This window comes from Umezawaea sp. Da 62-37, from assembly GCF_032460545.1.
Taxonomy (GTDB): Bacteria; Actinomycetota; Actinomycetes; order Mycobacteriales; family Pseudonocardiaceae; genus Umezawaea.
Map to the genome: position 1 here is coordinate 8,863,310 of NZ_CP135965.1, position 26,601 is coordinate 8,889,910.

The 26,601-nt window shown below is 70.2% G+C and carries 23 protein-coding genes; 18 read left to right on the plus strand and 5 right to left on the minus strand.

The features are described 5' to 3' along the window. The first annotated feature begins 49 nt into the window (after positions 1 to 49). The 8 genes from RM788_RS40325 to pcaC all read left to right on the plus strand — a co-directional run bounded on the left by RM788_RS40325 (position 50) and on the right by pcaC (position 7,124). Positions 50 to 1,519: a PP2C family protein-serine/threonine phosphatase gene (locus RM788_RS40325; RefSeq protein ID WP_315925150.1), complete on the plus strand. Its 1,470-nt coding sequence runs from the start codon at positions 50 to 52 to the stop codon at positions 1,517 to 1,519. A gap of 287 nt (positions 1,520 to 1,806) precedes the next feature. Beyond that, the gene (locus tag RM788_RS40330; RefSeq protein WP_315925152.1) at positions 1,807 to 2,604 is read left to right on the plus strand and encodes a CoA transferase subunit A; all 798 of its coding nucleotides are present in this window, start codon (positions 1,807 to 1,809) and stop codon (positions 2,602 to 2,604) included. A gap of 20 nt (positions 2,605 to 2,624) precedes the next feature. Further along, a complete protein-coding gene (locus tag RM788_RS40335; RefSeq protein WP_315934881.1) occupies positions 2,625 to 3,347 on the plus strand; it encodes a CoA-transferase subunit beta in 723 nt (240 codons plus the stop codon). A gap of 18 nt (positions 3,348 to 3,365) precedes the next feature. Further along, complete coding sequence (pcaH, locus tag RM788_RS40340) at positions 3,366 to 4,106, plus strand: protocatechuate 3,4-dioxygenase subunit beta (RefSeq protein WP_315925155.1); 741 nt, start codon at positions 3,366 to 3,368, stop codon at positions 4,104 to 4,106. Continuing rightward, positions 4,099 to 4,659: a protocatechuate 3,4-dioxygenase subunit alpha gene (gene pcaG, locus RM788_RS40345; protein ID WP_315925157.1), complete on the plus strand. Its 561-nt coding sequence runs from the start codon at positions 4,099 to 4,101 to the stop codon at positions 4,657 to 4,659. The genes pcaH and pcaG overlap by 8 nt, the downstream gene beginning before the upstream one ends. Beyond that, positions 4,631 to 5,986: a 3-carboxy-cis,cis-muconate cycloisomerase gene (gene pcaB / locus RM788_RS40350; RefSeq protein WP_315925159.1), complete on the plus strand. Its 1,356-nt coding sequence runs from the start codon at positions 4,631 to 4,633 to the stop codon at positions 5,984 to 5,986. The genes pcaG and pcaB overlap by 29 nt, the downstream gene beginning before the upstream one ends. Next, positions 5,983 to 6,756, plus strand: coding sequence for a 3-oxoadipate enol-lactonase (gene pcaD / locus RM788_RS40355; protein ID WP_315925161.1), 774 nt, complete (start codon positions 5,983 to 5,985; stop codon positions 6,754 to 6,756). Before pcaB ends, pcaD begins: the two co-directional genes overlap by 4 nt. Further along, positions 6,756 to 7,124 (plus strand): 4-carboxymuconolactone decarboxylase, encoded by a 369-nt coding sequence (gene pcaC / locus RM788_RS40360; protein WP_315925163.1) that lies wholly within the window; start codon positions 6,756 to 6,758, stop codon positions 7,122 to 7,124. Before pcaD ends, pcaC begins: the two co-directional genes overlap by 1 nt. Before the next feature lie 403 nt (positions 7,125 to 7,527). Here pcaC and RM788_RS40365 read toward each other — a convergent pair whose 3' ends face one another. Continuing rightward, positions 7,528 to 8,067: an MOSC domain-containing protein gene (locus RM788_RS40365; RefSeq protein ID WP_315925165.1), complete on the minus strand. Its 540-nt coding sequence runs from the start codon at positions 8,065 to 8,067 to the stop codon at positions 7,528 to 7,530. A gap of 201 nt (positions 8,068 to 8,268) precedes the next feature. Between RM788_RS40365 and RM788_RS40370 the strand changes: the two genes are divergently transcribed. The 9 genes from RM788_RS40370 to RM788_RS40410 all read left to right on the plus strand — a co-directional run bounded on the left by RM788_RS40370 (position 8,269) and on the right by RM788_RS40410 (position 18,966). Continuing rightward, positions 8,269 to 9,270: a LacI family DNA-binding transcriptional regulator gene (locus tag RM788_RS40370; RefSeq protein WP_315925167.1), complete on the plus strand. Its 1,002-nt coding sequence runs from the start codon at positions 8,269 to 8,271 to the stop codon at positions 9,268 to 9,270. 96 nt (positions 9,271 to 9,366) lie between these two features. After that, the gene (locus RM788_RS40375; RefSeq protein ID WP_315925169.1) at positions 9,367 to 11,037 is read left to right on the plus strand and encodes an ABC transporter substrate-binding protein; all 1,671 of its coding nucleotides are present in this window, start codon (positions 9,367 to 9,369) and stop codon (positions 11,035 to 11,037) included. Next, the gene (locus tag RM788_RS40380; RefSeq protein WP_315925171.1) at positions 11,034 to 12,080 is read left to right on the plus strand and encodes an ABC transporter ATP-binding protein; all 1,047 of its coding nucleotides are present in this window, start codon (positions 11,034 to 11,036) and stop codon (positions 12,078 to 12,080) included. The genes RM788_RS40375 and RM788_RS40380 overlap by 4 nt, the downstream gene beginning before the upstream one ends. Beyond that, positions 12,077 to 13,054, plus strand: a complete 978-nt coding sequence (locus tag RM788_RS40385) for an ABC transporter permease (RefSeq protein WP_315925172.1) — start codon at positions 12,077 to 12,079, stop codon at positions 13,052 to 13,054. Before RM788_RS40380 ends, RM788_RS40385 begins: the two co-directional genes overlap by 4 nt. Positions 13,055 to 13,056: 2 nt before the next feature. Further along, positions 13,057 to 13,947 (plus strand): ABC transporter permease, encoded by an 891-nt coding sequence (locus tag RM788_RS40390; RefSeq protein WP_315925175.1) that lies wholly within the window; start codon positions 13,057 to 13,059, stop codon positions 13,945 to 13,947. Continuing rightward, positions 13,944 to 14,969 carry an ABC transporter ATP-binding protein gene (locus RM788_RS40395; protein ID WP_315925177.1) on the plus strand — a complete coding sequence of 342 codons (1,026 nt, stop codon included), beginning with the start codon at positions 13,944 to 13,946 and terminating at the stop codon, positions 14,967 to 14,969. The genes RM788_RS40390 and RM788_RS40395 overlap by 4 nt, the downstream gene beginning before the upstream one ends. Continuing rightward, entirely contained in the window at positions 14,966 to 16,333 is a 1,368-nt protein-coding gene (locus RM788_RS40400) for a GH1 family beta-glucosidase (RefSeq protein WP_315925179.1), read from the plus strand. The genes RM788_RS40395 and RM788_RS40400 overlap by 4 nt, the downstream gene beginning before the upstream one ends. 278 nt (positions 16,334 to 16,611) lie before the next feature. Continuing rightward, positions 16,612 to 17,964: a lysine N(6)-hydroxylase/L-ornithine N(5)-oxygenase family protein gene (locus RM788_RS40405; RefSeq protein WP_315925181.1), complete on the plus strand. Its 1,353-nt coding sequence runs from the start codon at positions 16,612 to 16,614 to the stop codon at positions 17,962 to 17,964. Between the two features lie 528 nt (positions 17,965 to 18,492). Beyond that, positions 18,493 to 18,966: a pyridoxamine 5'-phosphate oxidase family protein gene (locus RM788_RS40410; protein WP_315925183.1), complete on the plus strand. Its 474-nt coding sequence runs from the start codon at positions 18,493 to 18,495 to the stop codon at positions 18,964 to 18,966. Positions 18,967 to 19,362: 396 nt separating this feature from the next. On the opposite strand, the gene RM788_RS40415 is transcribed toward RM788_RS40410, so the two are convergent. The 4 genes from RM788_RS40415 to RM788_RS40430 form a co-directional block, all read right to left on the minus strand. After that, entirely contained in the window at positions 19,363 to 20,274 is a 912-nt protein-coding gene (locus RM788_RS40415) for a phosphotransferase family protein (protein WP_315925185.1), read from the minus strand. A 46-nt stretch (positions 20,275 to 20,320) separates the two neighbouring features. Further along, complete coding sequence (locus tag RM788_RS40420) at positions 20,321 to 22,063, minus strand: ABC transporter ATP-binding protein (protein ID WP_315925187.1); 1,743 nt, start codon at positions 22,061 to 22,063, stop codon at positions 20,321 to 20,323. Continuing rightward, positions 22,060 to 23,751, minus strand: coding sequence for an ABC transporter ATP-binding protein (locus RM788_RS40425; protein WP_315925189.1), 1,692 nt, complete (start codon positions 23,749 to 23,751; stop codon positions 22,060 to 22,062). The genes RM788_RS40420 and RM788_RS40425 overlap by 4 nt, the downstream gene beginning before the upstream one ends. 257 nt (positions 23,752 to 24,008) lie before the next feature. After that, positions 24,009 to 25,976: an endo-beta-N-acetylglucosaminidase gene (locus RM788_RS40430; protein WP_315925191.1), complete on the minus strand. Its 1,968-nt coding sequence runs from the start codon at positions 25,974 to 25,976 to the stop codon at positions 24,009 to 24,011. A 231-nt stretch (positions 25,977 to 26,207) separates the two neighbouring features. Between RM788_RS40430 and RM788_RS40435 the strand changes: the two genes are divergently transcribed. Then, on the plus strand, positions 26,208 to 26,543 hold the full coding sequence (locus RM788_RS40435) for a hypothetical protein (protein ID WP_315925193.1): 336 nt from the start codon (positions 26,208 to 26,210) through the stop codon (positions 26,541 to 26,543). Positions 26,544 to 26,601 lie beyond the last annotated feature (58 nt).

Here is a 26,601-nt window from a genome sequence, read left to right on the forward strand (position 1 = left end):
GGTTGAGGGCCGCGCCACCACCGTCGACACACCACCAGGAGCGCAACCGATGGCCCAGGGGCACCGTGTGGACGCGGACGCACCCGGAATCGACCTGGGCGGCTGGCGGCGGCTGGTGGACGGCCTGCGCGAGGCCGTCGTCGTGCTGGACCCCGACGACACGATCGCCCTGGTCAACCGCGCCGCGGCCGAGCTGCACCCGGCGTTGGCGCCGGGTGGGCGGCTCAACGCGCCGGGCCGCAGGCAGGGCCTGGGCGACGGCTGGACGGCGTGCTACCTGGACGACCCGGCGACGTGGGACACCGCGTTCCTCGACGAGGCGCTGCGCAGGCTGTCGGCCGCGACCGACCGCGCCGCCACGCTGACCGCCATCGTCGAACTGGGACTGTCGCACCTGGCCGACCAGTGCGCGGTGATCGTTCCGGCGCTGCGCGGGCGGGTCGAGTGGTGGTACGGCGCGAAGGGCGCGAGCGAGGTCGCCCGCAGCCGCACCACCAGGCAGTCCGCCGGGATGGTGACCGGGCTGCTGGACGTGCTCGACGGCGTCGTGCGGCACGCCGAGTTCGGCCGCGAGAGCACCCCGGACCTGCCGGTGGACTTCGGCGAGGCCGGGTCGGCGCACGCCGTGCCGCTGATCATCGGCGGCGCCTCGCTCGGCGCGCTGGTGCTGGTCAGGCGGGTGCCGAGGGAGCCGTTCACCGACGTCGAGATCGAGTCGATCCGCCGCTACGGCGACCACGCCGCCCGCGCGCTGGAAGCCGCGATCCGGCACGGCGAGCAGGCCAGGGTGGTCGAGGTCCTGCGCGCCGACCTGTTGCCGTCGCCGCTGCCCGAGGTGCCCGGCGCGCTGCTCGCGACCGCGTACCACCCGGCCGCGCGGCGGACCGAGGTCGGCGGCGACTTCTACGACGTGCACGTCCGCCAGGACGGCACCGCCACGTTCGTGCTCGGCGACGTCTGCGGCAACGGCCTCGAAGCCGCCGTCCACTCCGGCCGCGTGCGGCGCTCGTTGCACACGCTGCTGCTGGTCGAGCAGCGCCCGGCCCAACTGCTGTACCTGCTCAACGCCGCCCTCGTGGCGGCGGGCAGCAAGCTGTTCACCACGCTCGTCGTCGGCACCCTCGTCCAACTCGACGACGGCGGCCTGCGCCTCACCGTGTCCTCCGGCGGCCACCCGCCGCCCATGCTCCTGCACGCGGGCGGCACCGTGGAGGAGGTCGTCGCCAGGGGCGGCATCGTCGGCGTCCTCTCCGACGTCCGCTTCCAGACCACGTCGATCGTCGTCAAACCCGGCGAAACCCTCCTCATGTACACCGACGGCATCACCGAGGCCCGCGCCGAATCCGACCGCGAGGAACTCTTCGGCGAAGACCGCCTCCAAACCGTCCTCGCCGAATGCACCGGCCTCCACGTCGACGCCACCATCGACACCGTCCGCCGCGCCGTCTTCGACTGGCTCGGCCCCTCCGAACACGACGACATCACCCTCCTCGCCATCCAAGCCGCCCCCACCGGCTAACCGCGAGTCGAACCCCCAGACACCCCGTGTCGAACGCTCAGACACCCCGAGTCGAACATTCGCGCCTCTTCGGCGAACGCCCACGCCCGTAGGTCCATCGGACTTGGGTGCCCGAAGGTTCGACACAGGGTGCCTGGAGGTTCGACACGGGGTGTCTGAGTGTTCGACTCGCGGTTTGGTTTCCGCTGAGTGGATGGCGGGCTGGTTCGGGGTGCGGATGCGGACTAGTGTTCGCCCTACGGATACAAGTTCGCTCCGCGAACACCCCTCACGCCCAGGAGCCCCGTATGGCGACCATCGCGCCCTTGGCGCAGGCCGTGTCCGAAGTAGTGCGGGACGGCGACACCGTCGCCTTCGAGGGCTTCACCCACCTCATCCCGTTCGCCGCGGGCCACGAGGTCATCCGGCAGGGCAGGCGTGACCTGACGCTGGTGCGCATGACCCCCGACGTCATCTACGACCAGCTCATCGGCGCCGGCTGCGCCAAGAAGCTCGTCTTCTCCTGGGGCGGCAACCCCGGCGTCGGCTCGCTGCACCGCTTCCGCGACGCCGTCCAGAACGGCTGGCCCACCCCGCTGGAACTCGAAGAGCACAGCCACGCGGGCATGGCCAACAGGTACGTGGCCGCCGCGTCCGGCCTCCCGTTCGCGGTGCTGCGCGGCTACGTCGGCACCGACCTCCCGAAGCAGACCGACAACATCAAACCGATCACCTGCCCCTTCACCGGCGAGGTCCTCACCGCCGTACCCGCCCTCCGGCTCGACTCCGCCGTGATCCACGCCCAGCGCGCCGACCGCGACGGCAACGTGCAGCTCTGGGGCATCACCGGCGTCCAGAAGGAAGCCGTGCTGGCGGCCGAGCGGTCGCTCGTGACGGTCGAGGAGATCGTGGACGAACTCGAACCGCGGCCCGGAGCGGTGGTCCTGCCCAAGTGGGTGGTCGACTTCGTGGCCGAGGTGCCGGGCGGGGCGCACCCGTCGTACGCGCACGACTACTCGGTGCGGGACAACGACTTCTACCAGCGCTGGGACGCGATCAGCAAGGACCGCGAGAGCTTCGGGACCTGGCTGGAGGGCGTCGCGTGACCGAGTACACCTCCGACGAGATGATGACCGTCGCCGCCTCGCGCGCCCTGGAGAACGGCGCGGTGTGCTTCGTCGGCATCGGCCTGCCCAGCACGGCCGCGAACCTGGCCCGCCGCACGCACGCGCCGGACCTGGTGCTGATCTACGAGTCCGGCACGATCGGCTCGAAGCCGGGCACGCTGCCGCTGTCCATCGGGGACGGCGTGCTGGCCGAGACGGCGGACAGCCTGGTCGGCGTGCCGGAGATCTTCAACTACTGGCTCCAGCCCGGCCGGGTCGACGTCGGGTTCCTCGGCGCCGCCCAGCTCGACCGGTTCGCGAACATCAACACGACGGTGATCGGCGGCGACTACCGCGACCCGAAGGTGCGGCTGCCCGGAGCGGGCGGCGCGCCGGAGATCGCCGCGTCGTGCCGCGAGGTCTTCATGATCGTCCGGCAGACCGCCCGCGCGTTCGTGGAACGGGTGGACTTCGTGACCTCCATGGGTTTCGGCTCCGGCGCGGGCGACCGCGAGGCGCTCGGGCTTAGGGGCGCGGGGCCACGGCTGGTGATCACCGACCTCGGCGTGCTGCGACCGGACCCGGAGACCTGCGAGCTGACCATGACGCAGCTGCACCCCGGCGTGGACCTCGCCACCGCCAAGGCGCGCACCGGGTGGGACCTCAAGGTCTCGCCGGACCTGGTCACGACCGAGCCGCCCACCGACGCCGAGCTCGCCGCGCTGCGCGAGCTCACCGCCTGAGACCACGGAGGAGTTCCCGTGCCCGCCGACACGTCGCGCCGCAAGCCGCAGGCGCACTACCGGCCCGACCCCGAATCGCACCCGCCGGTGTCGTACCCCGCGTACCGGTCCAACGTCGCCCGCGCCCCCAAGCACCCGCTCGTCCTGCTGCCGCAACGGCTCGGCGAGATCACCGGCCCGCTGCTGGGCGAGGAGCGGGTCGGCCGCAACGACAACGACCTGACCGTCCAGCACGGCGAGGAGCCCCAGGGCCAGCGGATCATCGTCGGCGGCCGGGTGCTCGACGGCGACGGCAGGGCCATCCCGAACACGCTCGTCGAGGTGTGGCAGGCGAACGCGGGCGGCCGGTACCGGCACGACCTCGACCGGCACCCCGCACCGCTGGACCCCAACTTCTCCGGCGTCGGCCGCACGATGACCGACGCGGACGGCAACTACCGGTTCATCACGATCGCGCCCGGCGCGTACCCGTGGAAGAACCACCACAACGCCTGGCGCCCCGCGCACATCCACTTCTCGGTGTTCGGCCGCGCGTTCACCCAGCGGCTGATCACCCAGATGTACTTCCCCGGCGACCCGCTGTTCGACCAGGACCCGATCTTCACCTCCGCCAGGCCCGCCGCGCGCGAGGCGATGGTCGCGAAGTTCGACCTCGACAGCACGGTTCCCGAGTGGGCTGTGGGGTACCTCTGGGACATCGTGCTGCGCGGCAGCGACCCGACCCCGTTCGAGGACGAGGAAGACCACGACGATGAGTGACCTGCAGACCACGCCGTCCCAGACCGTCGGGCCGTTCTTCGGGATCGGGCTGCCCTGGGAGGACGGGCCCTTCGTCGTGGCCGAGGACAGCCCGGACGCGTTCCGGGTCGCGGGCAAGGTCCTCGACGGCGACGGCGCCCCGGTGCCGGACGCGCTGATCGAGGTCTGGCAGGCCGACCCCGAAGGCCGCTTCGCCCACCCGGACGATCCGCGCGGACCGTTGGCGCGCATGGACTTCCGCGGCTTCGGCCGGTCGGCGACCGACGAGAGCGGCGAGTTCTGGTTCCACACCGTCAAACCCGGCGCGCTCCCGTCGGACGACGGCGACGAGGCCCCGCACCTCAACGTGTCGATCTTCTGCCGCGGCATGCTGGTCCGGCTGGTGACCCGGATCTACTTCCCCGACGAGCCCGGCAACGCCGAGGACCCGGTGCTGCTCTCGCTCCCCGATCCCACCCGGCGCGGGACGCTCATCGCGGAGGCGGCGCCGAACGGCTACCGCTTCGACATCCACCTCCAGGGCGATGATGAGACCGTCTTCTTCGACCTCTGATCTGTTCGGCCCGCTGTTCGGCGACCCGCTCGTCGACGCCGAACTGGGCGACCGGGCGTGGCTGCGCGCGATGCTCGACTTCGAACGCGCGCTCGCCGTCGTGCAGGCGCACGCCGGGGTCGTGCCGGAGGAGGCCGCGCGCGCGATCGTGTCGGTGATCGACTCCGCCGTGCCGGACGCGGCGTCGCTCGGCGCCCGCGCCACCGCGTCCGGGAACCCGGTCGTCCCGCTGGTGCGCGACCTGGCCGACGCACTGCCCGCCGCGGCGAAGGCGTACGTGCACCACGGCGCCACCAGTCAGGACGTGCTCGACACGGCCGCGTCGCTGGTCGCCTTCCGCGCGCTGCGGCCGATCCTGGAAGGGCTGGCCGGCGTCGCGGACGAGTGCGAACGGCTCGCGGTCGCGCACCGGGACACGCTGATCGCGGGCCGGACGCTCTCGCAGCACGCGGTGCCCACGACGTTCGGCCTCAAGTGCGCGGGCTGGCTGGTCGCCGTCGACGAGGCGCGCGACCGGCTCGACGCCGTGCGCGCCGAACGGCTGGCGGTGCAGTTCGGGGGAGCGGCGGGCACGCTGGCCGCCCTCGGCGACGCGGGCGCCCCGCTGGTCGACCGGCTCGCCGCCGAACTCGGCCTGGTCGCCCCGGTGCTGCCCTGGCACACCGACCGCACCCGGTTCGCCGAGCTGGCCGGTGCTCTCGGGTCGGCCGCCGGGGTGCTGGCGAAGATCGCGCAGGACGTCGTGCTGATGGCGCAGACCGAGGTCGGCGAGGTCGAGGAGGCCGACGGTGGCACGTCGTCGGCCATGCCGCACAAGCGCAACCCGATCCGCGCCGTCCTGGTGACCGCCACGACCCGGCGCGTGCCCGGTCTGGTCGCGACCCAGCTGGCCTCGATGGCGCACGAGCACGAGCGCGCGGCCGGGGCGTGGCACGCCGAGTGGGAGACCTCCACCGAGCTGCTGCGACTGGTCGGCGGCGCCGTCCGCGGAACGCGGGAACTGCTGTCCCGCTTGAAGGTCGACGCCGGGCGCATGCGCCGCAACCTGGACCTCACCGGAGGTCTGCCGCTCGCCGAGAACGTGTCGGTGCGCCTCGCGCCCGCACTCGGCCGAGCCGAGGCGCAGGACCTCGTCGCGGAGGTGTGCCGCGACGCGGTGGCGGAAGGACGGACGTTGGGGGAGGCTCTGTCAGCGGACACCAGGGTTCTGGAGCACCTGTCGACCGAGCAGATCGACGAGGCGCTGGACCCCTCGGTGTACGTGGGCAGCGCGGCCGCGTTCGTGGACCGCGCCCTGGCGGCACACCAGCGAAAGGCAGACCGGTGAGACTGCACAGCGAACTGAGCGGACCCGAAGACGCCCCGGTCCTCGTCATGGGCAGCTCCCTCGGCACCACCAACACCCTCTGGGAACCCCAGCTCCCGGTCCTGGAGGAGTTCTTCCGCATCGTCCGCTTCGACCACCGCGGCCACGGCGCCAGTCCCACCGACAACGGCCCGTTCACCATGGACGACCTGGGCGCAGACGTCCTGGAACTCCTCGATTCCCTTGACGTGCAACGCTTCTCCTACTGCGGACTGTCCCTGGGCGGCATGATCGGCATGTGGCTGGCCGCCCACGCCCCCGACCGCGTGGACCGCCTCGCCCTCTGCTGCACCACCGCGAACTTCCCGTCGGCGCAGCCCTGGCTGGACCGCGCCGCCACCGTCCGCGAATCCGGTACCGCCGCCATCGCCGAGGCCGTGGTCGGCCGCTGGTTCACCCACGAACTCGCCGAACGCTTCCCGGACACCATCACCGCCTACCGCGAACTGCTGTCCGGAGCGGACGACAACACCTACGCCGCCATCTGCGAAGCCATCGCCGCCATGGACCTCCGCCCCGTCCTCCCGAGCATCCAGGCCCCGACCGTCGTCATCGCCGCCGCCCAGGACGAGGCCACCCCGCCCGAATTCCTGCGCGTCATCGCCGACGCCATCCCCGACGCCGAGCTGTACGTCGTCGGCGACGCCGCCCACCTGGCCAACGTCGAAGCGGCCGACGCCGTCTCCGTCATCCTGCACGGCTACCTCACCGCCGCGGCCGGTGCGCGCTGATGTCCTACGACGACGGCATGGCGGTCCGCCGGGAAGTACTGGGCGACGAGCACGTCGACGCCGCCATGGCGAAGACCGACGAGTTCACCGCCGACTTCCAGGACCTCATCACCAGGTACGCCTGGGGTGACATCTGGACCAGACCGGGCCTGGACCGCAAGACCAGGTCCTGCATCACCCTCGCCATGCTCGCCTCCTTGCAGCACTACGACGAACTGGCCATGCACGTGAAAGCCGCCCTGCGCAACGGCCTGACCCGCGACGAAATCGGCGAAGTACTACTACAGGTGGCCATCTACGCTGGCGTCCCCACCGCCAACCGCGCCTTCGCAATCGCCCAGAAGACCTTCGCCACTTTGGACACCTAAACCAACCACCAACCTCACCAGGACCAAATCCAAAGCCAGGCCTCTGTCGGGCGCAGCCCGATGCCCTTCGGCGAAGCCAGTCCTACCCCTGCCCCCGATACACAGCGCCCTCCTGCCACACCCCCGTTTGTCAAGGCATCTTTCCCGCCTTGACAAACGGGGGTGTGGCATTGAGACAATTGCGCACACGGGGGCCGGGCTTCACCAGGTGCACCACAACGCGCACGGGGGCCGGGCTTCGCTCTTTCCAGCCCCCAACCCCGCACCCACCGCCGTGACCTAACCGTGAGAGCGCTCCCATTGACGTCACCCCGCACCCCGTGACACCTTTCCAGCACCTCGAATTCACGAAAGGTGCCCCATGGACGTGGCCACCGTGAGAGCGCTCCCACCGGACGACCCGTTACACCGGCTCAAGTCCCCGGTGCGGCTCCTCGGGCAGCTCGACCTTGATGGCGTCACCGGGTCGAACCACCCCGCCGACCAGGACCACCCCCATCACCCCGGCCTTACGGACCAGCTTCCCCTCGGCATCCCGATCCAGCACCGCCTTCATCAGCCCGCGACGAAACCCGTCCAGCTGAAGGCACGGATTCCGCAACCCGGTCACCTCCACCACCGCGGACGGTCCAAGGTGGAGCCGCGTGCCGGTCGGCAGGGCGAGCAGATCCACACCCCGCGTGGTCACGTTCTCGCCGACCGCCCCCGGCGCCACCTCATACCCCAAGACCCGCAACTCGTCGTGCAGCTCGGCGTGGATCAGGTGCACCTGGCGCAGGTTCGGCGCGGTCGGATCTCGGCGCACCCGCGACCGGTGCTTGACCGTCACCCCCTGGTGCGCGTCGTCTGCAACTCCCAGGCCTTCGAGCAACCGAATTTCCTCGACGCCGGGCTTCGTGAACGTGTGCTCGGAGCTGCGGCTGACCGCCTCGATGGTCCCCATGAAGGGGACCCTACTGGCGTCCGTCGCAGTTCAGCGGCCGTTTGCCGTAGCTGACCGGGCGTCGCCTTTTCGTTACACAACGAGGTATTGACCACCGGCGTTTCGGGCATGTTAACTGCACCACATCCCTCCCGGAACCGGTTTCGGTACCGGTACCGCGAGGGGGATGACGGTAGCGGACCGCATGACGAGGAGTGCCAGATGCGGGTCACGATCGCCGAGGTCGCACTTCGCGCCCAGGTGAGCAAGGCGACTGTGTCCCGCGTCCTGAACGGCAAGCCCGACGTGGACGTGTCCACGGCGGAACGGGTCCGGCACGTGATCGACGAGATCGGCTACGTGCCCAGCGCACGCGCCGTCGGACTCGCCCGCGGACGGGCCCGCACCGTCGGGATGCTCGCCCCGTCGCTCACCTGGCCGTGGATGGGCGAGGTCCTCCAGGGCATCGTCGACACGCTGGAGGCGGAGGGCTACGGTCTGCTGCTCTACACCGTGAACCGGGGTCCGGACTCGCTCAGCCAGTTCGCCAGCCACGTGTCGGCCAACGCCTTCGACGGGTTGCTGGTGATAGAGCCGCCGGACACCCTCAACTACATAGCAACGCTGTACGCGCAGGGCCTGCCGGTCGTCATGATCGACGACCGCGGCTCGCACCCGCAGTTCCCTTCGGTTGCCACCACCAACCGCGAGGGCGCGCAGGGCGCCGCGCGCCACCTGCTCGCCGCGGGGCGCACCAAGCTCGCCGTCGTGACCGGCCCGATGCAGTTCGGCTGCACCAGGGAACGGCTCGACGGGTTCCGCGACGCGCTCGCCGCCGCGGGCCTGTCGGTGGACCCCCGTCTCGTCGTCGATGGTGACTTCACCACCGACGGAGGTACGGTGGCCACCGAGAAGCTGCTGTCGGCGGGCATCCCGTTCGACGGGGTCTTCGCGCACAACGACCTCTCCGCGATGGGTGTCCTGCGCGCGCTGCGCAAAGCGGGCCGCGACGTGCCCGGAGACGTGTCCGTCGTCGGTTTCGACGACGTGCCGATCGCCTCGCACGCCGAACCCTCGCTCACCACCGTCCGGCAGCCGCTCCAGGAGATGGGCGTGGCGGCCGCGCGGATGCTGCTCTCCCACTTCGGCGGCGAAGCGCTGCCGGAGAAACCCCTCGTGCTGCCGACCTCGCTCGTGGTCCGACAGTCAGCTCCACAGAACTAGCGCCACACCCTGTTGTTCGCCGTGCCCGCTGCTTAGTGTGGGCCACCCGTTTCACCTTCCTGAGAGCGCTCTCTCATAACCCGCCGGGAGATTTCGATGCAAGGCATACGCCGCAGGACAACACTCGCGCTGATCGGCACCGTCGCCGTCGCGGCGCTGGTGGCCGCCGGCTGTTCATCGGGTGGTGCCACCAAGTCCGCGTCGAGCGGCGTTCTCACCGTGGGCATGCCCAACGGGGTGCAGACCAACAACAGCAACCCCTTCCTCGCCACGTCGGCGGGTGCGTCGCTGGGCTACCGCTTCATGATCTACGAGCCCCTCGTGCAGACCAACCCGATCGCGCCGTCCGAGAAGGGCACGCCGTGGTTGGCCGAGAAGTGGGAGTGGGCGGACAACTACCAGAAGCTCACCGTCACCACCCGCGCGGACGTCAAGTGGAACGACGACCAGCCCTTCACCGCCGGTGACGTCGCCTACACGTTCAACCTGATGAAGGACAAGTCGGCCCTCAACACCAACGGTCTCCCCATCGCGGGTGCGACCAAGGTCAGCGACACCTCGGCCGAGATCACCTTCAGCAAGCCCCAGTTCGTGAACGAGAACAAGATCCTCAACTCGTTCGTCGTGCCGGAGCACATCTGGAAGGACGTGCCGGACCCGACGACCTTCACCAACGAGAAGCCCGTCGGCACCGGCCCGTACACGCTGAAGACCTTCACCCCGCAGACGGTCACGCTGGCCGTGCGCACCGCCTACTGGCAGGACCTCCCCAAGGTCCCGGAGATCCAGTACACGTCGTACAACGACAACAGCGCGCAGACGACCGCCCTCGCGAGCGGTGCGGCGCAGTGGTCCTACGTGTTCATGCCGAACTACGAGACCCTGTACGTCGACAAGGACCCGCAGAACCACAAGATCTGGATGCCCGCCGGTCTCGGCATCCACGCCCTGTGGCTGAACACCGCCAAGGCGCCGTTCAACAACGTCGCGCTGCGCAAGGCCCTCAACATGGTGATCGACCGCGAGGTCATCTTCCAGCAGGGCCACTCGAAGCTGTTCCCGAAGGTCGACAACGTCACGGGCATCCCCAGCCCGGCCGGTGACCCCTTCCTCTCGGCCGACTACAAGGACAAGACCGCCAAGGTCGACGTCGAGGGCGCCAAGAAGCTGCTCACCGAAGCGGGCTACAAGCTCGACGGCGACGTGCTGAAGGACCCGTCCGGCGCGCCGGTCACCTTCGCGCTGACCGACCCCGCCGGCTGGTCGGACTACCTGACCGACCTCGACATCATCAAGAACGCCGTCAAGGCCCTGGGCATCACCGCCGAGGTCAAGACGCAGACCGTCGACCAGTGGACCACCGACTTCAACTCGGGCGCGTTCGACGCCACGATGCACTGGACCAACAGCGGCGCGACGCCGTTCGAGACCTACCAGAACATCATGGACGCCGCGGCCAGCAAGCCGGTCGGCGAGCCCGCCGCCGCCGCGCAGGGCCGCTTCAACGACCCGGCCGCGACGGCCGCGCTGACCGCGTACGCCTCCGCGCCCGACGACGCCTCCCGCAAGACCAACCTCGACCTGCTGCAGAAGATCTTCGTCGAGCAGGTCCCGGCGATCCCGCTGGTCTCGTCGCCCGTCGGCGCCGAGTACAGCCAGAAGAGCTGGGTCGGCTGGCCCACCGAGGCCGACCCGTACGCGCCGCCGCAGCCCACGCAGACCAACGCGTTGCAGGTGGTCCTCCGCTTGAAGCCGGCTACCGCGTGACCGGCGAGGTCGTGCTGGCGGCACGTGGAGTCACCAAGCACTTCCCGGTGTCCCGCAAGGGACGGCAAGTGCTTACCCGCCAGCCGCGCGCGGTACACGCGGTGGACGACGTCTCCTTCGACCTGCGCAGAGGACACGTGACCGCGCTGGTCGGGGAGTCGGGCTCGGGAAAATCCACTGTGGCAAGGCTGCTCGCGCAGCTGTACCCGCTGACCTCGGGCGAGATAGTGCTCGATGACGTACCCACGAAGGTGAAGCGGGGCAAGTCGTTCCGGGCGTACTGCAAACAGGTCCAGATGATCTTCCAGGACCCGTTCGCGTCGTTGAACCCGGTGCACACGATCCGCTACCACCTCACGAGGGCCTTGCGCGTGCACCACGGGCGTGTCAAGGGCGAGGAACTGGAGAAGGGGTTGACCTCGCTCCTCGAGCGGGTCAACCTCACCCCTCCGGAGCGCTTCCTCGACAAGTACCCGCACGAGTTGTCGGGCGGCCAGCGCCAGCGCGTTGCCATCGCGCGGGCGCTGGGCGCCGACCCGACGGTGCTGCTCGCCGACGAACCGGTGTCGATGCTCGACGTGTCGATCCGCCTCGGCGTGCTGAACCTGTTGCGGGACCTGAAGGAACGGCTGCACCTGGCCATCCTGTACATCACCCACGACATCGCGTCGGCGCGCTACTTCGCCGACACGACGATGGTGATGTACGCGGGGCAGGTGATCGAGGGCGGGGACAGCGAGACGGTCACGCAGGAACCCGCCCACCCCTACACGCAGCTGCTGATCAGGTCCGCCCCGGACCCGGAGCGGGCGCACAACGGGGTGCCGACGGTGACGACGGCGCCCGGTGAGCCGCCGAGCCTGATCAGTCCGCCGCCGGGCTGCCGGTTCGCGCCGCGCTGCCCGTACGCGGCGGAGAAGTGCCGCACGGAGACCCCGCCGAAGTTCGACCTCGTCGGGGAGCACTACGCGGCCTGCTGGCTGTACGACTCGGAAACGTCCGACGAGCACCCGCGTCGTGAGCCTGTGGAGGTCGGGGCATGAGGTTCCTGCTTCGACGCGCGCTGTTCTACCTGATCACGGCATGGGCCGCGATCACGATCAACTTCCTGCTGCCGCGGATGCTGCCCGGTGACCCGGTGCAGGCGATGATCGCGCGGTTCCAGGGCAGGCTGAGCACGGACGCGATCGCCTCGCTGTACGTCCTCTTCGGACTGGACACGCAGACGAGCATGTTCTCGCAGTACATCACGTACTGGGGGAACCTGTTCCAGGGCGATCTCGGCCTGTCGTTCACCTACTTCCCGACGCCGGTGTCCGAGGTGATCGCGCAGAGCCTGCCGTGGACGCTGTCGCTGATGGGCGTGACCACGGTCATCAGCTTCGTGCTGGGCACCATGATCGGCGTCTACGCGGGCTGGCGCCGCGGTTCGTGGATCGACTCGCTGCTGCCGATCGCGACGTTCTTCTCGGCCATCCCGTACTTCTGGCTCGGGCTGATCGCCATCTCGGTGTTCGCGGTCACCTGGGGCGCGTTCCCGGCGGCGGGCGGCTACGAGCCCGGCCTGATCCCGTCCTTCGACTGGGAGTTCATCTCCAGCGCGCTGTACTACGCGGTGCTGCCCGCCCTCACGGTGATCATCAGCTCGATCGCGGGCTGGATCCTGGGAATGCGCAACATGATGGTCACGGTGTCCTCTGAGGACTACGTGACCGTCGCGCACGCCAAGGGGCTGCCCGAGAGGCGCGTGATGCTCGGCTACGCCGCCCGCAACGCGGTGCTGCCCAGCATCTCCGGTTTCGCGCTGTCGCTCGGGTTCATCGTCGGCGGCACGCTGCTGGTGGAGATGGTGTTCTCCTACCCCGGCATCGGCTACGTGCTCTTCACCGGTGTCAACGCCAAGGACTACCCGCTGATGCAGGGCATCTTCCTCATCATCACCCTCGCGGTGCTGCTGGCGAACCTGATCGCGGACGTCGTGTACCTGCTGCTCGACCCGCGCACCCGGAAGGCCTGAGCATGAAGTCCGCCTTGAACGGCAAGACGATGGCCGGACTGGTCATCATGGGCTTCTTCGTCCTGATCGCGATCGTGGGCTCCTGGCTGGCGCCGTACGACCCGTCGGCGATGAGCAGTGACATCATGCAACCGCCGACGGGCGCGCACTGGTTCGGCACGACCCAGACGGGGCAGGACATCTTCTCCCAGGTCATGGTCGGCACCAGGGGCGTGCTGATCGTCGGGCTCGTCGCGGGTGCCATCGCGACGGTCCTGTCGGTGCTGATCGGTGTCACCGCGGGGTTCCTCGGCGGCGTGGCGGACGAGTTCCTCTCCGCGCTGAGCAACATCTTCCTGGTCGTCCCGGCCCTGCCGCTGATCATCATCGTGACGTCGTTCCTCCCCGACGCCGGTGACTTCCTGATCGCGTTCGTGATCAGCGCGACCGGCTGGGCGTGGGGCGCGCGGATCCTGCGCGCGCAGACGCTGTCGTTGCGCCAGCGCGATTACGTCGAGGCGGCGCGGGCCACCGGTGAGCGCACGTGGCGGCTGATCGTGTTCGAGGTCATGCCGAACCTGACCGCGATCATCGCGTCCAGCTTCGTCGGCACGGTGATCTTCGCGGTGCTGTCGGTGATCACGCTGTCGTTCATCGGCGTCGCGAGCGTGTCCAACTGGAACTGGGGCACCATCCTGTTCTGGGCGCAGAACGCGCAGGCGCTCGCCCAGGGCGCGTGGTGGTGGTTCATCCCCGCGGGCCTGTGCATCGCGTTGCTGGGCACCGCTCTCGCGCTGATCAACTTCGGGATCGACGAGTACATGAACCCCCGTCTCCGGACGTCGATCGGCGGCAAGGTCAAGATGCGCGTCGGGTTCACACCGGTGCTGAGGCAGGAAGGCGGGCGGTCGTGACCCCCGTGTTGGAGATCCGCGACCTGTCGGTCGACTACGGGCAGGGCGAGGGCGCAGTGCACGCCGTCAGCTCGGTCAACCTGGTGCTCAACCGCGGCGAGGTCCTCGGCCTCGCGGGGGAGAGCGGCAGCGGCAAGTCCACGCTGGCCTACGCGATGACCCGGCTGCTCCCGCCGCCGGGGCTCATCACCGGCGGCGAGGTCCTGCACCACGGCCGCGACAAGGAACCCGTGGACGTGCTGGGGCTCACGCCCAAGCAGCTGCGGTCGTTCCGCTGGAACGACATCGCGATCGTGTTCCAGGGCGCGATGAACTCGCTCAACCCCGTCTCCACGGTGGCCTCGCAGCTCGACGACATCTACCGCGCGCACCGCCCCGACATGAGCCGGGGCCAGCGGTCCAAGCGCAGCGCGGAACTGCTCCGCCTGGTCGGCATCTCCGCCGACCGGCTCGGCGCCTACCCGCACCAGCTCTCCGGCGGCATGCGCCAGCGCGTGATGATCGCGATGGCGCTCGCGCTGGACCCCGAGATCATCATCATGGACGAGCCGACCACCGCGCTGGACGTGGTGATGCAGCGGCAGATCCTGGAGCAGATGATGCGGCTGCGCGAGGAGCTGGGCTTCTCCGTCCTCTTCATCACCCACGACATCTCGCTGCTCGTGGAGTTCTCCGACCGCATCGCCATCATGTACGCCGGGCGCATCGTCGAGCAGGCCGCGTCCGAGGACATGTACCGCGCGTCGGCCCACCCCTACAGCAAGGGCCTGCTGGGCTCGTTCCCCGCCCTGCACGGCCCGCGCCGCCCGCTCACCGGCATCCCCGGTTCGCCGCCGGACATGCGGACGGTGCCGTCCGGCTGTCCCTTCCACCCCAGGTGCCCCAGTGCCTTCGACACGTGCGAGCGGGAGATCCCGGTCCTCGAAAAGCTCTCGGGCACCAACGGAGACAGCAGCCGCAGCGTCGCCTGCTGGCTGAACACACCTTCCCCATCGGGACACCCAGGAGTAGGAGCGACATGACGATTGTCGGGCAACGAGCCACCGAAGCGACCGCCGAGCTGCCGGCGAACTTCCTCTGGGGAGTGGCTACCTCTGCCTACCAGATCGAGGGTGCCGTGGCCGAGGACGGCCGCACTCCGTCCATTTGGGACACGTTCTGCCGCGTGCCGGGAGCGGTGATCCGCCAGGAAAACGGCGACGTGGCCTGCGACCACTACCACCGCATGCCGCAGGACGTGGAGCTGATCGCCGGTCTCGGCGTCGACTCCTACCGGTTCTCCATCTCGTGGCCCCGCGTGCAGCCGGGCGGCCGCGGACCGGTCAACGCCAAGGGCCTCGACTTCTACTCCCGGCTCGTCGACGAGCTGCTGGACAAGGGCGTCAAGCCTTGGGTCACGCTCTACCACTGGGACCTCCCGCAGGAGCTGGAGGACGCGGGCGGCTGGCCGGAGCGCGACACCGCCTACCGCTTCGCGGAGTACGCGGGCCTGGTCCACGAGGGCCTCGGCGACCGGGTGAACACCTGGACCACGTTGAACGAGCCGTGGTGCTCGGCGATGCTCGGCTACGACCAGGGCAAGCACGCGCCCGGCATCCAGAACTTCGGCGCGTCGATGCGCGCCGTGCACCACCTGCTGCTGGGGCACGGCCTCGCGGGCCAGGCCTTGCGCTCTGCGGCCGCGGAGCCGATCGAGTTGGGCATCACGCTCAACATGGGCAGCGCGAAGCCCGCGTCCGACCGCCCGGAGGACGTCGACGCGGCCCGCCGCGCGGACGGCCTCGGCACCCGCATCTACCTCGACCCGCTGGTCAAGGGGCACTACCCCGAGGACGTCGTGGCCGACCTGGAGGCCCGCGGCGCGGTGCTGCCGATCGAGCCGGGCGACCTGGAGATCATCTCCACGCCGCTGGACGTGCTCGGCGTGAACTACTACTCCTCGCACGTTTTCGAGGGCGGCGCGGAGCCGCATGAGCCCGTCGCGGTGTCGCAGAACCTGCCGGTCACGGCCATGGACTGGGAGATCGTGCCGCAGGGCTTCACCGACCTGCTGGTGCGCATCAGCAAGGACTACCCCGGCCTGCCGATGGTGATCACCGAGAACGGCGCCGCCTTCGACGACGAGGCCGACGAGAACGGCCTGGTCGAGGACGACGACCGGCTCTCCTACATCAGCGACCACATCGCCGCGGTCGGGAGCGCCGTGGCGCAGGGCGCCGACGTGCGCGGGTACTTCGCCTGGTCGCTCATGGACAACTTCGAGTGGGCCTACGGCTACGACAAGCGGTTCGGCATCGTCCGGGTCGACTACGACACCCAGGTGCGCACGCTCAAGCGCTCCGCGGAGTGGTACCGCGACACGATCAAGAGCACGCGCGAGCAGTAGGCGCGAGCACGTCGGAAAGCCGCCGGGAGGACCTCCTCCCGGCGGCTTTCCGCTTCGCGCCGGTGTTCCTGGGCCGTCCGGGTGGTCGCAGTGGGCCGAGTGGTGCAGTCGGGGTGTCCGTGCAAGGGGCTGGTGGGTTGGGGCTTCCGTCTCCTGGTAAGGGCAGGTTAGGTTCATCAGCGGTGGAGATCACGTCGAGGAGCTAGCTGACCGAGTTTGCCTAAGTTAAGTTAGGCTAACTTTAGTCGACCTTCCTCCTGCCGCGTGATGGGACTGCTATGCCACAGGCACGAACCGATGGTGACGTTCCGGTCCACGACCTCGTCGGGGTGGGGTTCGGACCCGCCAACCTGGCGCTGGCGATCGCAGTGGACGAGCACAACGCCATCGCGGGTGCCGACGACGTGGTGACGGCGCACTTCTTCGAGCGCCAGCAGTCCTTCGGGTGGCACCGCGGCATGCTCCTGGACGACGCCACCATGCAGGTCTCGTTCCTCAAGGACCTCGTGACGATGCGGAACCCCAACAGCGGGTTCAGCTTCCTGTCCTACCTGCACGACCGGGACCGGTTGGTGGACTTCATCAACCACAAGAACCTGTACCCGCTGCGGGTCGAGTTCCACGACTACTTCGAGTGGGCCGCGGCCAAGGTCGACGACGTGGTGTCCTACGACCACGAGGTCATCTCGATCGAGCCCGTGCGGGACGACGGCGTGATCACCCACTTCGACGTCAGCGCGCGCGACGCGCGGGGCGACGTCGAGGTCCGCCGCGCCCGCAACCTGGTGCTGGCCACGGGTTTGCAGGCCAACCTCCCCGAGGGCATCACGTCCTCCGAGCGCATCTGGCACAACCGCGACTTCCTGCACCACGTCCGCGAACTCGACGCCGACGCGCCGCGCCGGTTCGTCGTGGTCGGCGCGGGCCAGAGCGGCGCCGAGGTCGCGGCCTACCTGCACGAGCACTTCCCCAAGGCCGAGGTCTGCGCGGTGTTCTCCCGCTACGGCTACAGCCCCGCCGACGACAGCTCGTTCGCCAACCGCATCTTCGACCCGGCCGCGGTGGACGAGTTCTACCTCGCGCCCGAAGACGTGAAGCGCAGGCTGATGGCCTACCACGGCAACACGAACTACGCGGTGGTCGACAACGACCTCATCGCCGAGCTGTACCGCCGGGTGTACAAGGAGAAGGTGCTGGGCACGCAACGGCTGCGCCTGGTCAACGTGTCGCGCCCGGCCGAGGTCGTCGAGACCCCGGAAGGCGTGCGGGTGACCGTCGAGTCGCTCACGACCGGCGAGCACACCGTGCTGGAGGCCGACGCCGTCGTCTACGCCACCGGGTACCGCGAGTCCGACCCGACCGCGATGCTCGGCGAGATCGCCCCGCACTGCCGCCGCGACGAACAGGCGCGGCTGCGCGTCGGCCGCGACTACCGGCTGGACACCGACGGGCAGGTGCGCGGCGGGATCTACCTCCAGGGTGGGACCGAGCACTCGCACGGCATCACGTCGTCACTGCTGTCGAACCTCGCGGTGCGCGTCGGGGAAATCCTGGAGTCGGTCGTGGACGACCGGCCGCCACGCATCCTGGTGCAGCCCGAGTACGCCGCAAGCGCTCCCGCCTCGCACTAGGGGCTTGGCCCGTTCGGGGTCAGTTGCCCGGTTCCGCTTGTGCGGTACCTCGACGAGAACTCCAGCATGTCCGTGCCCGCCGCCGTGCGCCGTGCGCTGGCACCCAGTCTTCGGCGAAGGCATCCGCGAAACCTGCTTCGCCTAGGTCGAACCCCGCTGGACCGACCTACGCCTCAAGAGCCTGCGCGAGTCCGTGGCGTAGTTCGGGAGCGGTCCACAACCATGACTTACCGAGCAAAGCCCCCAACCACACGCCCAGCGAGCACGCTCGTCCGCTTGTGTAGCTGGCTTGACTTGGGGTTTTTGGGCCTATAATTGGTCGGCGGGCATCTCTACCACCTGCCCTTTACGCCGACAAGGCACAAAAAAGGGGCCCCAAGTCAAGCCGGCCGCACCCGGAGTACGGCGGATGCGACACCTCCACCACCCAGACCCAGAGACCCTCGTTCGAGCACATTCCTTCCCTCGACCGGGTACCCAACCGCCCGATCCGCCGGAACCCTCCCCGTCATTCCCTACCTTCGCCGCATGACGATCGTAGAGACGACCTCCGAGGTCGAGGCCGTGGTGCGCGACACCCTCGCCGTGCACCAGTCCTTCTTCCTGGCGACGTCCGGCAGTGCCGGGCCGTGGGTCAACGGCGCGTACTTCGCCGAAACCGGCCTCTTCACCCTCTCCCTGGTGCTCGAACAGCGCGGCCGTTCGCTCGCCGCGATTCGCGACAACCCGGTCGTGTCGGTGATCATCTCGACCGGCTCGCCCACTGAGCCGTTCCTCCAGGCGCAGGCCACTGCGCGGATTGTCGAGGATGCCGAAGCAGACGAGGTCCGCCGGGTGTTGCTGGCGAAGGTGCCGCAGGTCGAACCGTTCCTGGGAACGCCGGTCGCGGCCGTGGAACTGCGGGTGCTGTCGTGGCGTGCGACCGACATCCCGAACGGCTGGTTGCCCGGCCGGGACCTGTACGACACCTCGATTCCGGTCGCTCGCGAGCATCGGGGGTGAACGGCGGGTCTGCTTGAGCATGCAGGCGGGGTATCGGCCTGTTCGCCTGTGTGAGTCGCTCGTCTGTGCTCGGATGTCGTTGTGGTGCGGGGGAAGTCTTGCGGTTTCCGTGAAGTGTGTGGTGATCGGCTGAGTTGTCGCCGGGTTGGGTGCGTGGGGGGCTGGCAAAGCCCGGCCCCCGTGGCGCGATTGTCTCAATGCCACACCCCTGTTTGTCAAGGCGGGAAAGATGCCTTGACAAACAGGGGTGTGGCAGGAGGGCGCTGTGTATCGGGGGCAGGGGGAGGTCTGGCTTCGCTTGTGTCGGGCTGTGCCCGACCAGGCACCTCGCTGCGCGTCGGTAGGGCATCGGGCGTTGCCCGACAAGGCGGCGGCTGCGTCGGAGCCACCTGGTCTTCATGAGTTCCGGGTGAGCCACTCCTTGACCTGCTGGGCGTACTGCGGTGCCCATTGGGGGGTCCAGCGCTGGAAGTAGACGTGCATGTTCAGCGCGTGCAGCACGTGGGCGAGGTCGACGCGTTGTTCCCAGTCGTCCGGTAGCGGGCACGCGGTGGCGTAGGAGTCCAGGAACACCTCGCGACCGGCGGGGAAGCCGTCGAAGACGTGTTCGTCGAGCTTGCCGAAGTCGCGGAAGCGGTCGTTGTACTCGGCGTGTTCGAAGTCGAGGACGCAGGTGATCCGGCCGTCGGTCACCAGGAAGTTGGGCAGCCACAGGTCTCCGTGGACCAGTGACGGGGCGCTCGCGGAGGAGTCCAGTCGCTCCACCGCCGCCATGACGGCGGTCCGAACGGTGTCGTCGAGGGCGCCGGTCTGGTCGAGCAGTGACTGCACCTCAGCCAGGACGGACTCCCGCAGCGTTTCCACCCCGCCGCTGTCCAGGACGTCGCCGAATCGGGAGCCCCGGATGGCGTGCACCCGGCCGACGACGTCGCCGAGGTCGCGGCAGAGCGCTTTCCGCTGCTCCTCGTCGAGCGTCTCCCACACGTCCCCGGCGGCGTCGCCCTCCTGGAACTCCTGGACGAGCACGGGACCGTCCACGTCGGGATCGTGGAGCACCAGTTCCCGGTGCCGCACCACGGGGATGCCGTGGTCGGCGGCGATCCGCGTGCCGGCGACCAGGCGGCGGAAGTGGTCGGGGTCGCGGTTGCGCTGGGGCACCTTGACCAGCAGGCGGCCCTGGTCGGTGTCGGCGACCCACTGCTTGCTCGTGTAGCCCGCGTCGAGCGTGCGCAGCGCGTCGACGCGGACGTCGGGGCAGGCCCGCCGCAGGACCTGGCGGATCGTGGTTTCCGTGGGGACTGCGGTCACGTGCCCGCCCAACCTCGTCGTTACCGGACCGGCGCGACGATAGCGCCTAGCGCTGGTCGGACCACGCTGCCCACAGTTCGGCGTAACGGCCGCCTGCCGCCACGAGTTCGGCGTGCGTGCCGGTTTCCACGACGCGGCCGTGGTCGAGGACGACGACGCGGTCGGCGTTGGCGGCCTGGGTGAGGCGGTGGGCGACGAGGAGGCCGCTGCGGCCGGTGAGGGCAGCCGTGGCGGCGGCCTCCAGGACGCGGGCGCCCGCGCTGCCGGCGTCTGCGGTGGCCTCGTCGAGCACGGCGATCGGCGGGTCGGCCAGCACCAGCCTGGCGAGGGCCAGTTGTTGGGCCTGGGCGGTGGTGAGGCGGTGGCCGCCTTCGCCGACCACGGTTTCCAGGCCGTCGGGCAGTGCGCGGGCCCACGGCAGGGCGCCGACGCGGTCCAGGGCGGCGTGCAGGTCGTGGCCGGTGGCGGTCGGCTTGGCGAGTCGGAGGTCGTCGGCGAGGGTGCCCGCGAAGACGTGGACCTCCTGGGTGATGAGCGCGATGGTCCGCCGGGTGGTGGCGGGGCCGAGGTCGTCGATGTCGGTGCCGCCGAACGTGATCGTGCCGCGACTGGGCCGGTGCACGCCCGCGATGAGCTTGGCCAGCGTGGTCTTGCCCGCGCCGGACGCGCCGACCAGCGCCACCCGTTCGCCGGGGGCCAGGTGGAGTTCGATGTCGGTCAGCACGTCGTGGCCGGTCTCGTAGGCGTGGCCGAGGCCGGCGACCTCGACGGTGGTGTCGGAGGGGACCTCGCCGGTGTCCTCGGGGGTGGCGGGGCGGTCCGCGACACCGACCAGCCGGGCGAGGCTGGCGGCGGCGGACTGGGCGTCGTCGGCCAGCGACAGGGCCGCGTTGATCGGGTTGAACAGGCTGTGGAAGTACAGCGCGGCGGCGGTGGCCGTGCCGATGGTCGCGGTCCCGTTGCCCACCAGGAAGAACCCGGTGATCAGCAACGCGCTCAGGCCGACGTACTCGGCCAGGTTGAGCCTGCTGAAGAACCCGCCGAGCAGCCGGATGCACCGCATCGTCAAGCCCACGGCCGTGGTCGACCGGTAGGTGACCCGGCGCACGTGCTCGTCGGTCAGGCCGAACGCCCGCACGGTCGACGAACCGCCGATGGTCTCCAGCAGCTGTTGTTGCTGCGCCCCGATCGCGACGCGTTCGGCGCCGTACATGGTCTTCGCGTTGCGCCCGTACCACCGCACGGTCAGGATCTGCACGGGCGCGGCGGCGAGCACCGCGAGCGCGAACCGCCAGTCGAGCACGGCCAGCGCGCCCAGCGTCAGCACGATGGTCAGCGACGACCGGGCCAGCAGCGGCAACGCCTGCCGCACCGCTTCGGCGATCTTGGTGACGTCACCGGTGACCCGCGCGGTCAGGTCGCCCGACCCGGCCCGCTCGACCTGCTCCAACGGCAGGTTCAGCGCGCGGTCGATGAACCGCTCGCGCAGTTCCGCCAGCATTCCCTCGCCCAGCCGGGAGATCAGCGCCGCGCCGATAGCGGTGGCGATCCCCTGCGCCACCGCGACGAGCGCGAGCAGCACGACCGGCCGGGTGATCGCGGTCGACGGCTGCCTGGTCACCACGAGGTCGACGATGTCGCCGAGCAGGGGAGCGGTGGCCAGTCCGACGGCGGTGCCCGTGAGCAGCACGGCGATCGTCGCCACGGCCAGCCCTCGCCGTGGCCGCAGCAGCTTCCGCACCGCCGCCCAGGTCTGGGCCGGGCCCGCGGTGGGGAGGAGTTCGCTCATGCCAGCACCGTCGCCCGGTAGTCGTCGTCGCGCACGAGGTCGGCGTGCGAGCCCTCGGCGGTCAGCACGCCACCGGTCAGCACCACGATCCGGTCGGCCGTGGCCAGCAGCGCCGGGCTGGTGGTCACCACGATCGTCGTCCTGCCCCGCCGCATCTCGCGGATACCCTGTGCCAGGGTCATTTCCGTCACCGCGTCGATCGCCGTCGTGGGGTCGTGCACCACCAGCACCGGCGGTGCGGCGGCCAGCGCGCGGGCCAGCGCGACCCGTTGGCGCTGCCCACCGGAGAGCGACCGGCCGCGCTCGGCGACGACGGTGTCCGCTCCCTGCGGCAGCGCCTCGACGACGTCGTGCACCGCGGCGGCCGTCATGGCCCGCTCGACCTCCTCGGGCCGGGCCGACACCGCGCGGATGTTGTCCACCACGCTGTCGGAGAACAGGTCCGCCTCGTGCGCGGCCACCAGGATCGCGGCCCGCACACCGCTGGGGTCCAGTGTGGACAGTGGGACGCCGTCCAGCTCCACCGAACCCGACGACGGATCGACCTCGCGCGCCAGGCAGCGCAACAACGCGGTCGCGTCCGCCGGATCCGCCGCCACGACGCCGAGCAGTTCGCCCGCCGCCACGTCGAGGTCGAGCCCGCGCAGCGTGCCGTGCGTCAGCCCGCGCAGCCGGACCGCGCCCGCGACCGGCGTCGACACGGCGTCGGTGCCCGCGGCCAGGTCGGCGGGGGCGTTCAGCACCTCGGCGATCCGCGCGGCCGACGCGCGGCCCATCGCGAACGCGCCGTTGACCCACGAGATCACGTTCAGCGGCCACAGCAGGAACTGCGCCAGCCCGACGGCGGCGACCAGTTCGCCGACCGTGATCGACCCGTCGGCCGCGAGCGTGCCGCCGACCAGCGCGATCAGCGCCAGCAGCAGCCCGGTCACCGCGAGCATCGACCCGTCGAGCCACGCCTGCGCCCGTGCCGATCGGACGGCCGCGAGCATCGAGCCCTGGCTGGTGCCGCGGTACCGGTCGACGGCCGCGCGCTCGGCGCCGAAACCCTTGAGCGACCGCAGTCCCGCGACCAGGTCGGCGGCGATGCCGGACGCGTGCTCGGCCCGCTCCTGCTCGGCCTCGCTGCGCCGCTCCAGCGGCTTGCCGAGCACGTGCGCGAGCCCGAGCAGCAGCGGTGTGGCGATCAGCACCACGAGCCCGAGCACCACGGACACCCGCAGCAGCGCGACCGCGCCGACCAGCAGGCCCGTGCCCGCCGCGACCGCCGTGGGCAGCGCGCGGCCCACGTGGCCGACCCGCGTCGCGTCGCTGGTCGCGATGGTGACCAGTTCGCCCGCGAGCCTGCCGGTCGCGGCGCCGCCGCGGTGGTCGAGCACGCGGGTGGTCACCTGGACCCGCAGCGCGTGCGCGATCCGCTCGGACGCCAGCTCACCGGTGTGGAGGCCGATCCGGAAGCTGAACGACAGCACCGCGAACACCACGCCGAGCGCGACCAGCCACCACAGCAGTTCCGCCGTCACGCCGGTCGACACCGCGCGGTCGATCACCACACCGATGATCACCGGTACCAGCGCCTCACCCGCCTGGTGGCCCGCACCGGCTATCGACGCCGCCGTCACGTTGCGCCACTGGCCCTTGACGGCTGACTTCAGGACATCGCGACCCGTCGGATCTCCGGCGCGCACTAACCCACCTCATGCAGTCGGACAGCGGACGTAACGGTAGGCAAGGCTACGTAGTCCGACGGATGGCCAGAGGGTCGGCTTCGACACAGGGGACGCGGCGGTGCAGACTCGACCACGTGGCAGCACCAGCCACGTCGCGCGGTGGGGCTGCCGGTCGCCATCGGCGTCCTGGTGACCGCGGAGCTGGACCCGGAGACCGGGACGCCGCTGATCGTGCCGCTCAAGCGGCCGCCGAATCCCTCACCGCGCCGCGACGGTTACGGGACCACGACCTCACTCGCCGGTGACACCGCGAACGCGTCGGTGACCGCGATCACTTCCAGCGTCACCGCCTCGTCCGCCGCCTTGGCCACGGCGGGCACGAAGTAGGCGTCGTTCGGGGTGCCGCCGAGGAACGCGCGCGTCCCGTCGGCGTTCCGCTTGAACACCCGGTACTGGCGGACCGCGTCGGCCGACTTCACCCAGCTGAGGCGGAGCGCGGCCGTGGCCGGGCCGGTCTGGGCCACCTGCTCCGCGGTGACCTGGCCGGGCGCGGCGACTTCAGCCGGTGCGCCGGTGCCGTGCACGCCCAGCCTGCCGACGTAGCCGGTGAACGGGCCTCCCGCCGTGACCCGCAGGGAGATCCCGACCAGCTCACGACCCGCGTGGGCGTCGAGCGCGAACGTCGCGCGTTGCCAGCCACCCTCGGAGTCGCCGACGTCCAGGAACTCCGTCGTGTCCGGCGCGTCGGCGAACTGGAGGCCCACCAGCAGGCGGGACGGGCCCACGGCGCCGGTGTTGTGCACCAGCTCGAAGCTCGCGCCGCCGTCGAGCGCCAGGCCGGTGGCGAACAGCCGGATGTCGTTGTCCTCGCTGGGGGTTCCGGTGATCCTGAGCGACGTCCCGCCGTCCCACACCGTGTCCCAGTCCAGGCTCGGCACCACCTTCGTGCCGGTCGACCGCACGCTCCAGCGCCACGTCGGCAGCACGTCCTGGAGGCTCAGGTTGTTCCACGGCCCCGTGTTCAGGGTCTGCCCGTCGACCGCGAACAGCTTCCCGTGGCCGGTGTTGAAGTTCGTCACGAACGGCAGCGAGGTGATCGGCGACAGCTCGGTGACGTAGTGCGCGACGCCCTTCCAGCTCGCCGTGGACGCGGTGTCCGCCGGGTCGCCGTTGGGGCCGACCCAGAACCTGTTGTCGCGCGCGTAGAAGTCGGCGGGGCCCGCTGAGCTCTTGAACGTCCACTCCGGACGGTAGAAGCCGAGCGAGGTGACGTGCGGCTGGTTCTCCGGGAACACCGACGACCAGCCGACGGAGGTGTTGTAGCCGCTGGACTCGACGTCGACCCCGGAGTACAGCTCGTACGGGTCGCGGCCCAGGGAGCGCGCGAGCGCGGCGGAGTCCGCCAGACCCGTGCCGCTCCACCAGAAGTTGAGGAACATGTCGTCGCTGACGCGCGTCGCGCCGTCCTGGATGAACATCTGGTTGCTCGCGGTCAGGGCGTTCTGCCAGCTGACGCTGCCGGTGCGGGTCATGGCGTCGTACCAGATGATGTGCAGGCCGCTGGCCTCCAGCTGCGCCACGAGGTCGCGCATGTCCGAGGCCAGCGCGGCGTCCCCGCCCGCGGTCTCCTGGTTGACGAACCACCCGTCGAACCCGTGGTGCCGGGCGACCTCGATCATCTTGTCCGCCACCGGGAACCGGTCCCCGCTGCGCTGCGCGAAGTCGCGCACCCACTGGATCCGGCCGCCGTACGCGGTCGGTGGGAGGAACACGTTGCCGATCACCCGCACGCCGTTGCGGTGCGCGGCGTCGGTGACCGTGGGGTTCGGCGCCAGGATCAGCCCCTCGGACGCCGAGCCGCCCCAGAACACCAGGGTGTCCATGTACTGCCAGTAGTTCGTGGCGTAGTAGTTCATGTCCGGCGCGCCCTGTGCGGGGTTCGCGCTGGTCGGCGCGTACGCGACCAGCGACTGCACCTTCGCCTCGCCGGGGCGGGCGTGGGCGTTGGCGGGACGCGCGGGCACCACCTGCGGGGCGAGCGGCACGGTGGACCGGTTGAACCTGGCGTCGGGATCCGTGGCCGGGTCCCAGGCCAGCAGGGTGTTCGGGTGCCAGTAGGACGCGAATGGCTGGATCCCGGCCGCCGCGCCGATCCGGGGCGACGCTTCCGCGAAGCCGGGCGGGAGCAGGGGAGTGGCCGCCGCCGTGAGGCCCAACTTCATGAACTGACGCCGTGTCGACACCCTCCAGACCCTGGATGTCCATACCAATTCGGTAGTCGCATCCATTGGGGTGAAGGGGAACGGCCATCCAAGACAGCGCTTTCACGTTCTGTGTTCGCGACCAACGGGGGTTGACGGTCCCGGTCCGCGGCCGGTGGGGTGGAGGGTTGTTCCCGTGCGTCCGCGACCACTCCGGTGTGTCCCGATTGGTCAGTGCGTTTACCGGTGGCCGGGCGGAGGTACAGGGGGTGCATGAACATGCGACGTGCACTGGTCGTGACGGCGTTGTGCGCCGCGGGCGCGGGGACCGTCTTCGCGGTGTCCGGCTCGGCCACCGCCTCCCCGACCGCGGGCAACGGGTTCTCGAACGTCAAGTGCACCGTCCAGACCGACTACGCGGGCGACCACCGCAGCGACGCCGAGATCAACAGCATCGGCTTCGCCACCGGCACCTGCCCCGTGCCCCGCCCGTACACCGCGGGTGTGAAGTGCACGGACCAGATCGACTACGCGGGCGACCGCCGCAGCAACGCGGAGGTCAACAGCATCGGCTCGGTCACCGGGTCCTGCCCGATCCCCGAGAACTGACCCCGTCCGTACCTCCGCGCCCCGGTGCCCGCCGGGGCGTTCCGCGTGCGCGCGCCAC

What these genes read in the sequence shown, in the direction of transcription:
- pcaB (WP_315925159.1), top strand. Translation starts at nt 4,631, where the DNA reads ATGATGAGACCGTCTTCTTCGACCTCTGATCTGTTCGGCCCGCTGTTC.
- RM788_RS40400 (WP_315925179.1), top strand. Translation starts at nt 14,966, where the DNA reads ATGACGATTGTCGGGCAACGAGCCACCGAAGCGACCGCCGAGCTGCCG.
- RM788_RS40420 (WP_315925187.1), bottom strand. Translation starts at nt 22,063, where the DNA reads ATGAGCGAACTCCTCCCCACCGCGGGCCCGGCCCAGACCTGGGCGGCG.
- RM788_RS40435 (WP_315925193.1), top strand. Translation starts at nt 26,208, where the DNA reads ATGAACATGCGACGTGCACTGGTCGTGACGGCGTTGTGCGCCGCGGGC.
- RM788_RS40365 (WP_315925165.1), bottom strand. Translation starts at nt 8,067, where the DNA reads ATGGGGACCATCGAGGCGGTCAGCCGCAGCTCCGAGCACACGTTCACG.
- RM788_RS40375 (WP_315925169.1), top strand. Translation starts at nt 9,367, where the DNA reads ATGCAAGGCATACGCCGCAGGACAACACTCGCGCTGATCGGCACCGTC.
- RM788_RS40405 (WP_315925181.1), top strand. Translation starts at nt 16,612, where the DNA reads ATGCCACAGGCACGAACCGATGGTGACGTTCCGGTCCACGACCTCGTC.
- RM788_RS40370 (WP_315925167.1), top strand. Translation starts at nt 8,269, where the DNA reads ATGCGGGTCACGATCGCCGAGGTCGCACTTCGCGCCCAGGTGAGCAAG.
- RM788_RS40325 (WP_315925150.1), top strand. Translation starts at nt 50, where the DNA reads ATGGCCCAGGGGCACCGTGTGGACGCGGACGCACCCGGAATCGACCTG.
- RM788_RS40410 (WP_315925183.1), top strand. Translation starts at nt 18,493, where the DNA reads ATGACGATCGTAGAGACGACCTCCGAGGTCGAGGCCGTGGTGCGCGAC.
- RM788_RS40330 (WP_315925152.1), top strand. Translation starts at nt 1,807, where the DNA reads ATGGCGACCATCGCGCCCTTGGCGCAGGCCGTGTCCGAAGTAGTGCGG.
- pcaG (WP_315925157.1), top strand. Translation starts at nt 4,099, where the DNA reads ATGAGTGACCTGCAGACCACGCCGTCCCAGACCGTCGGGCCGTTCTTC.
- RM788_RS40385 (WP_315925172.1), top strand. Translation starts at nt 12,077, where the DNA reads ATGAGGTTCCTGCTTCGACGCGCGCTGTTCTACCTGATCACGGCATGG.
- RM788_RS40335 (WP_315934881.1), top strand. Translation starts at nt 2,625, where the DNA reads ATGATGACCGTCGCCGCCTCGCGCGCCCTGGAGAACGGCGCGGTGTGC.
- RM788_RS40390 (WP_315925175.1), top strand. Translation starts at nt 13,057, where the DNA reads ATGAAGTCCGCCTTGAACGGCAAGACGATGGCCGGACTGGTCATCATG.
- pcaC (WP_315925163.1), top strand. Translation starts at nt 6,756, where the DNA reads ATGTCCTACGACGACGGCATGGCGGTCCGCCGGGAAGTACTGGGCGAC.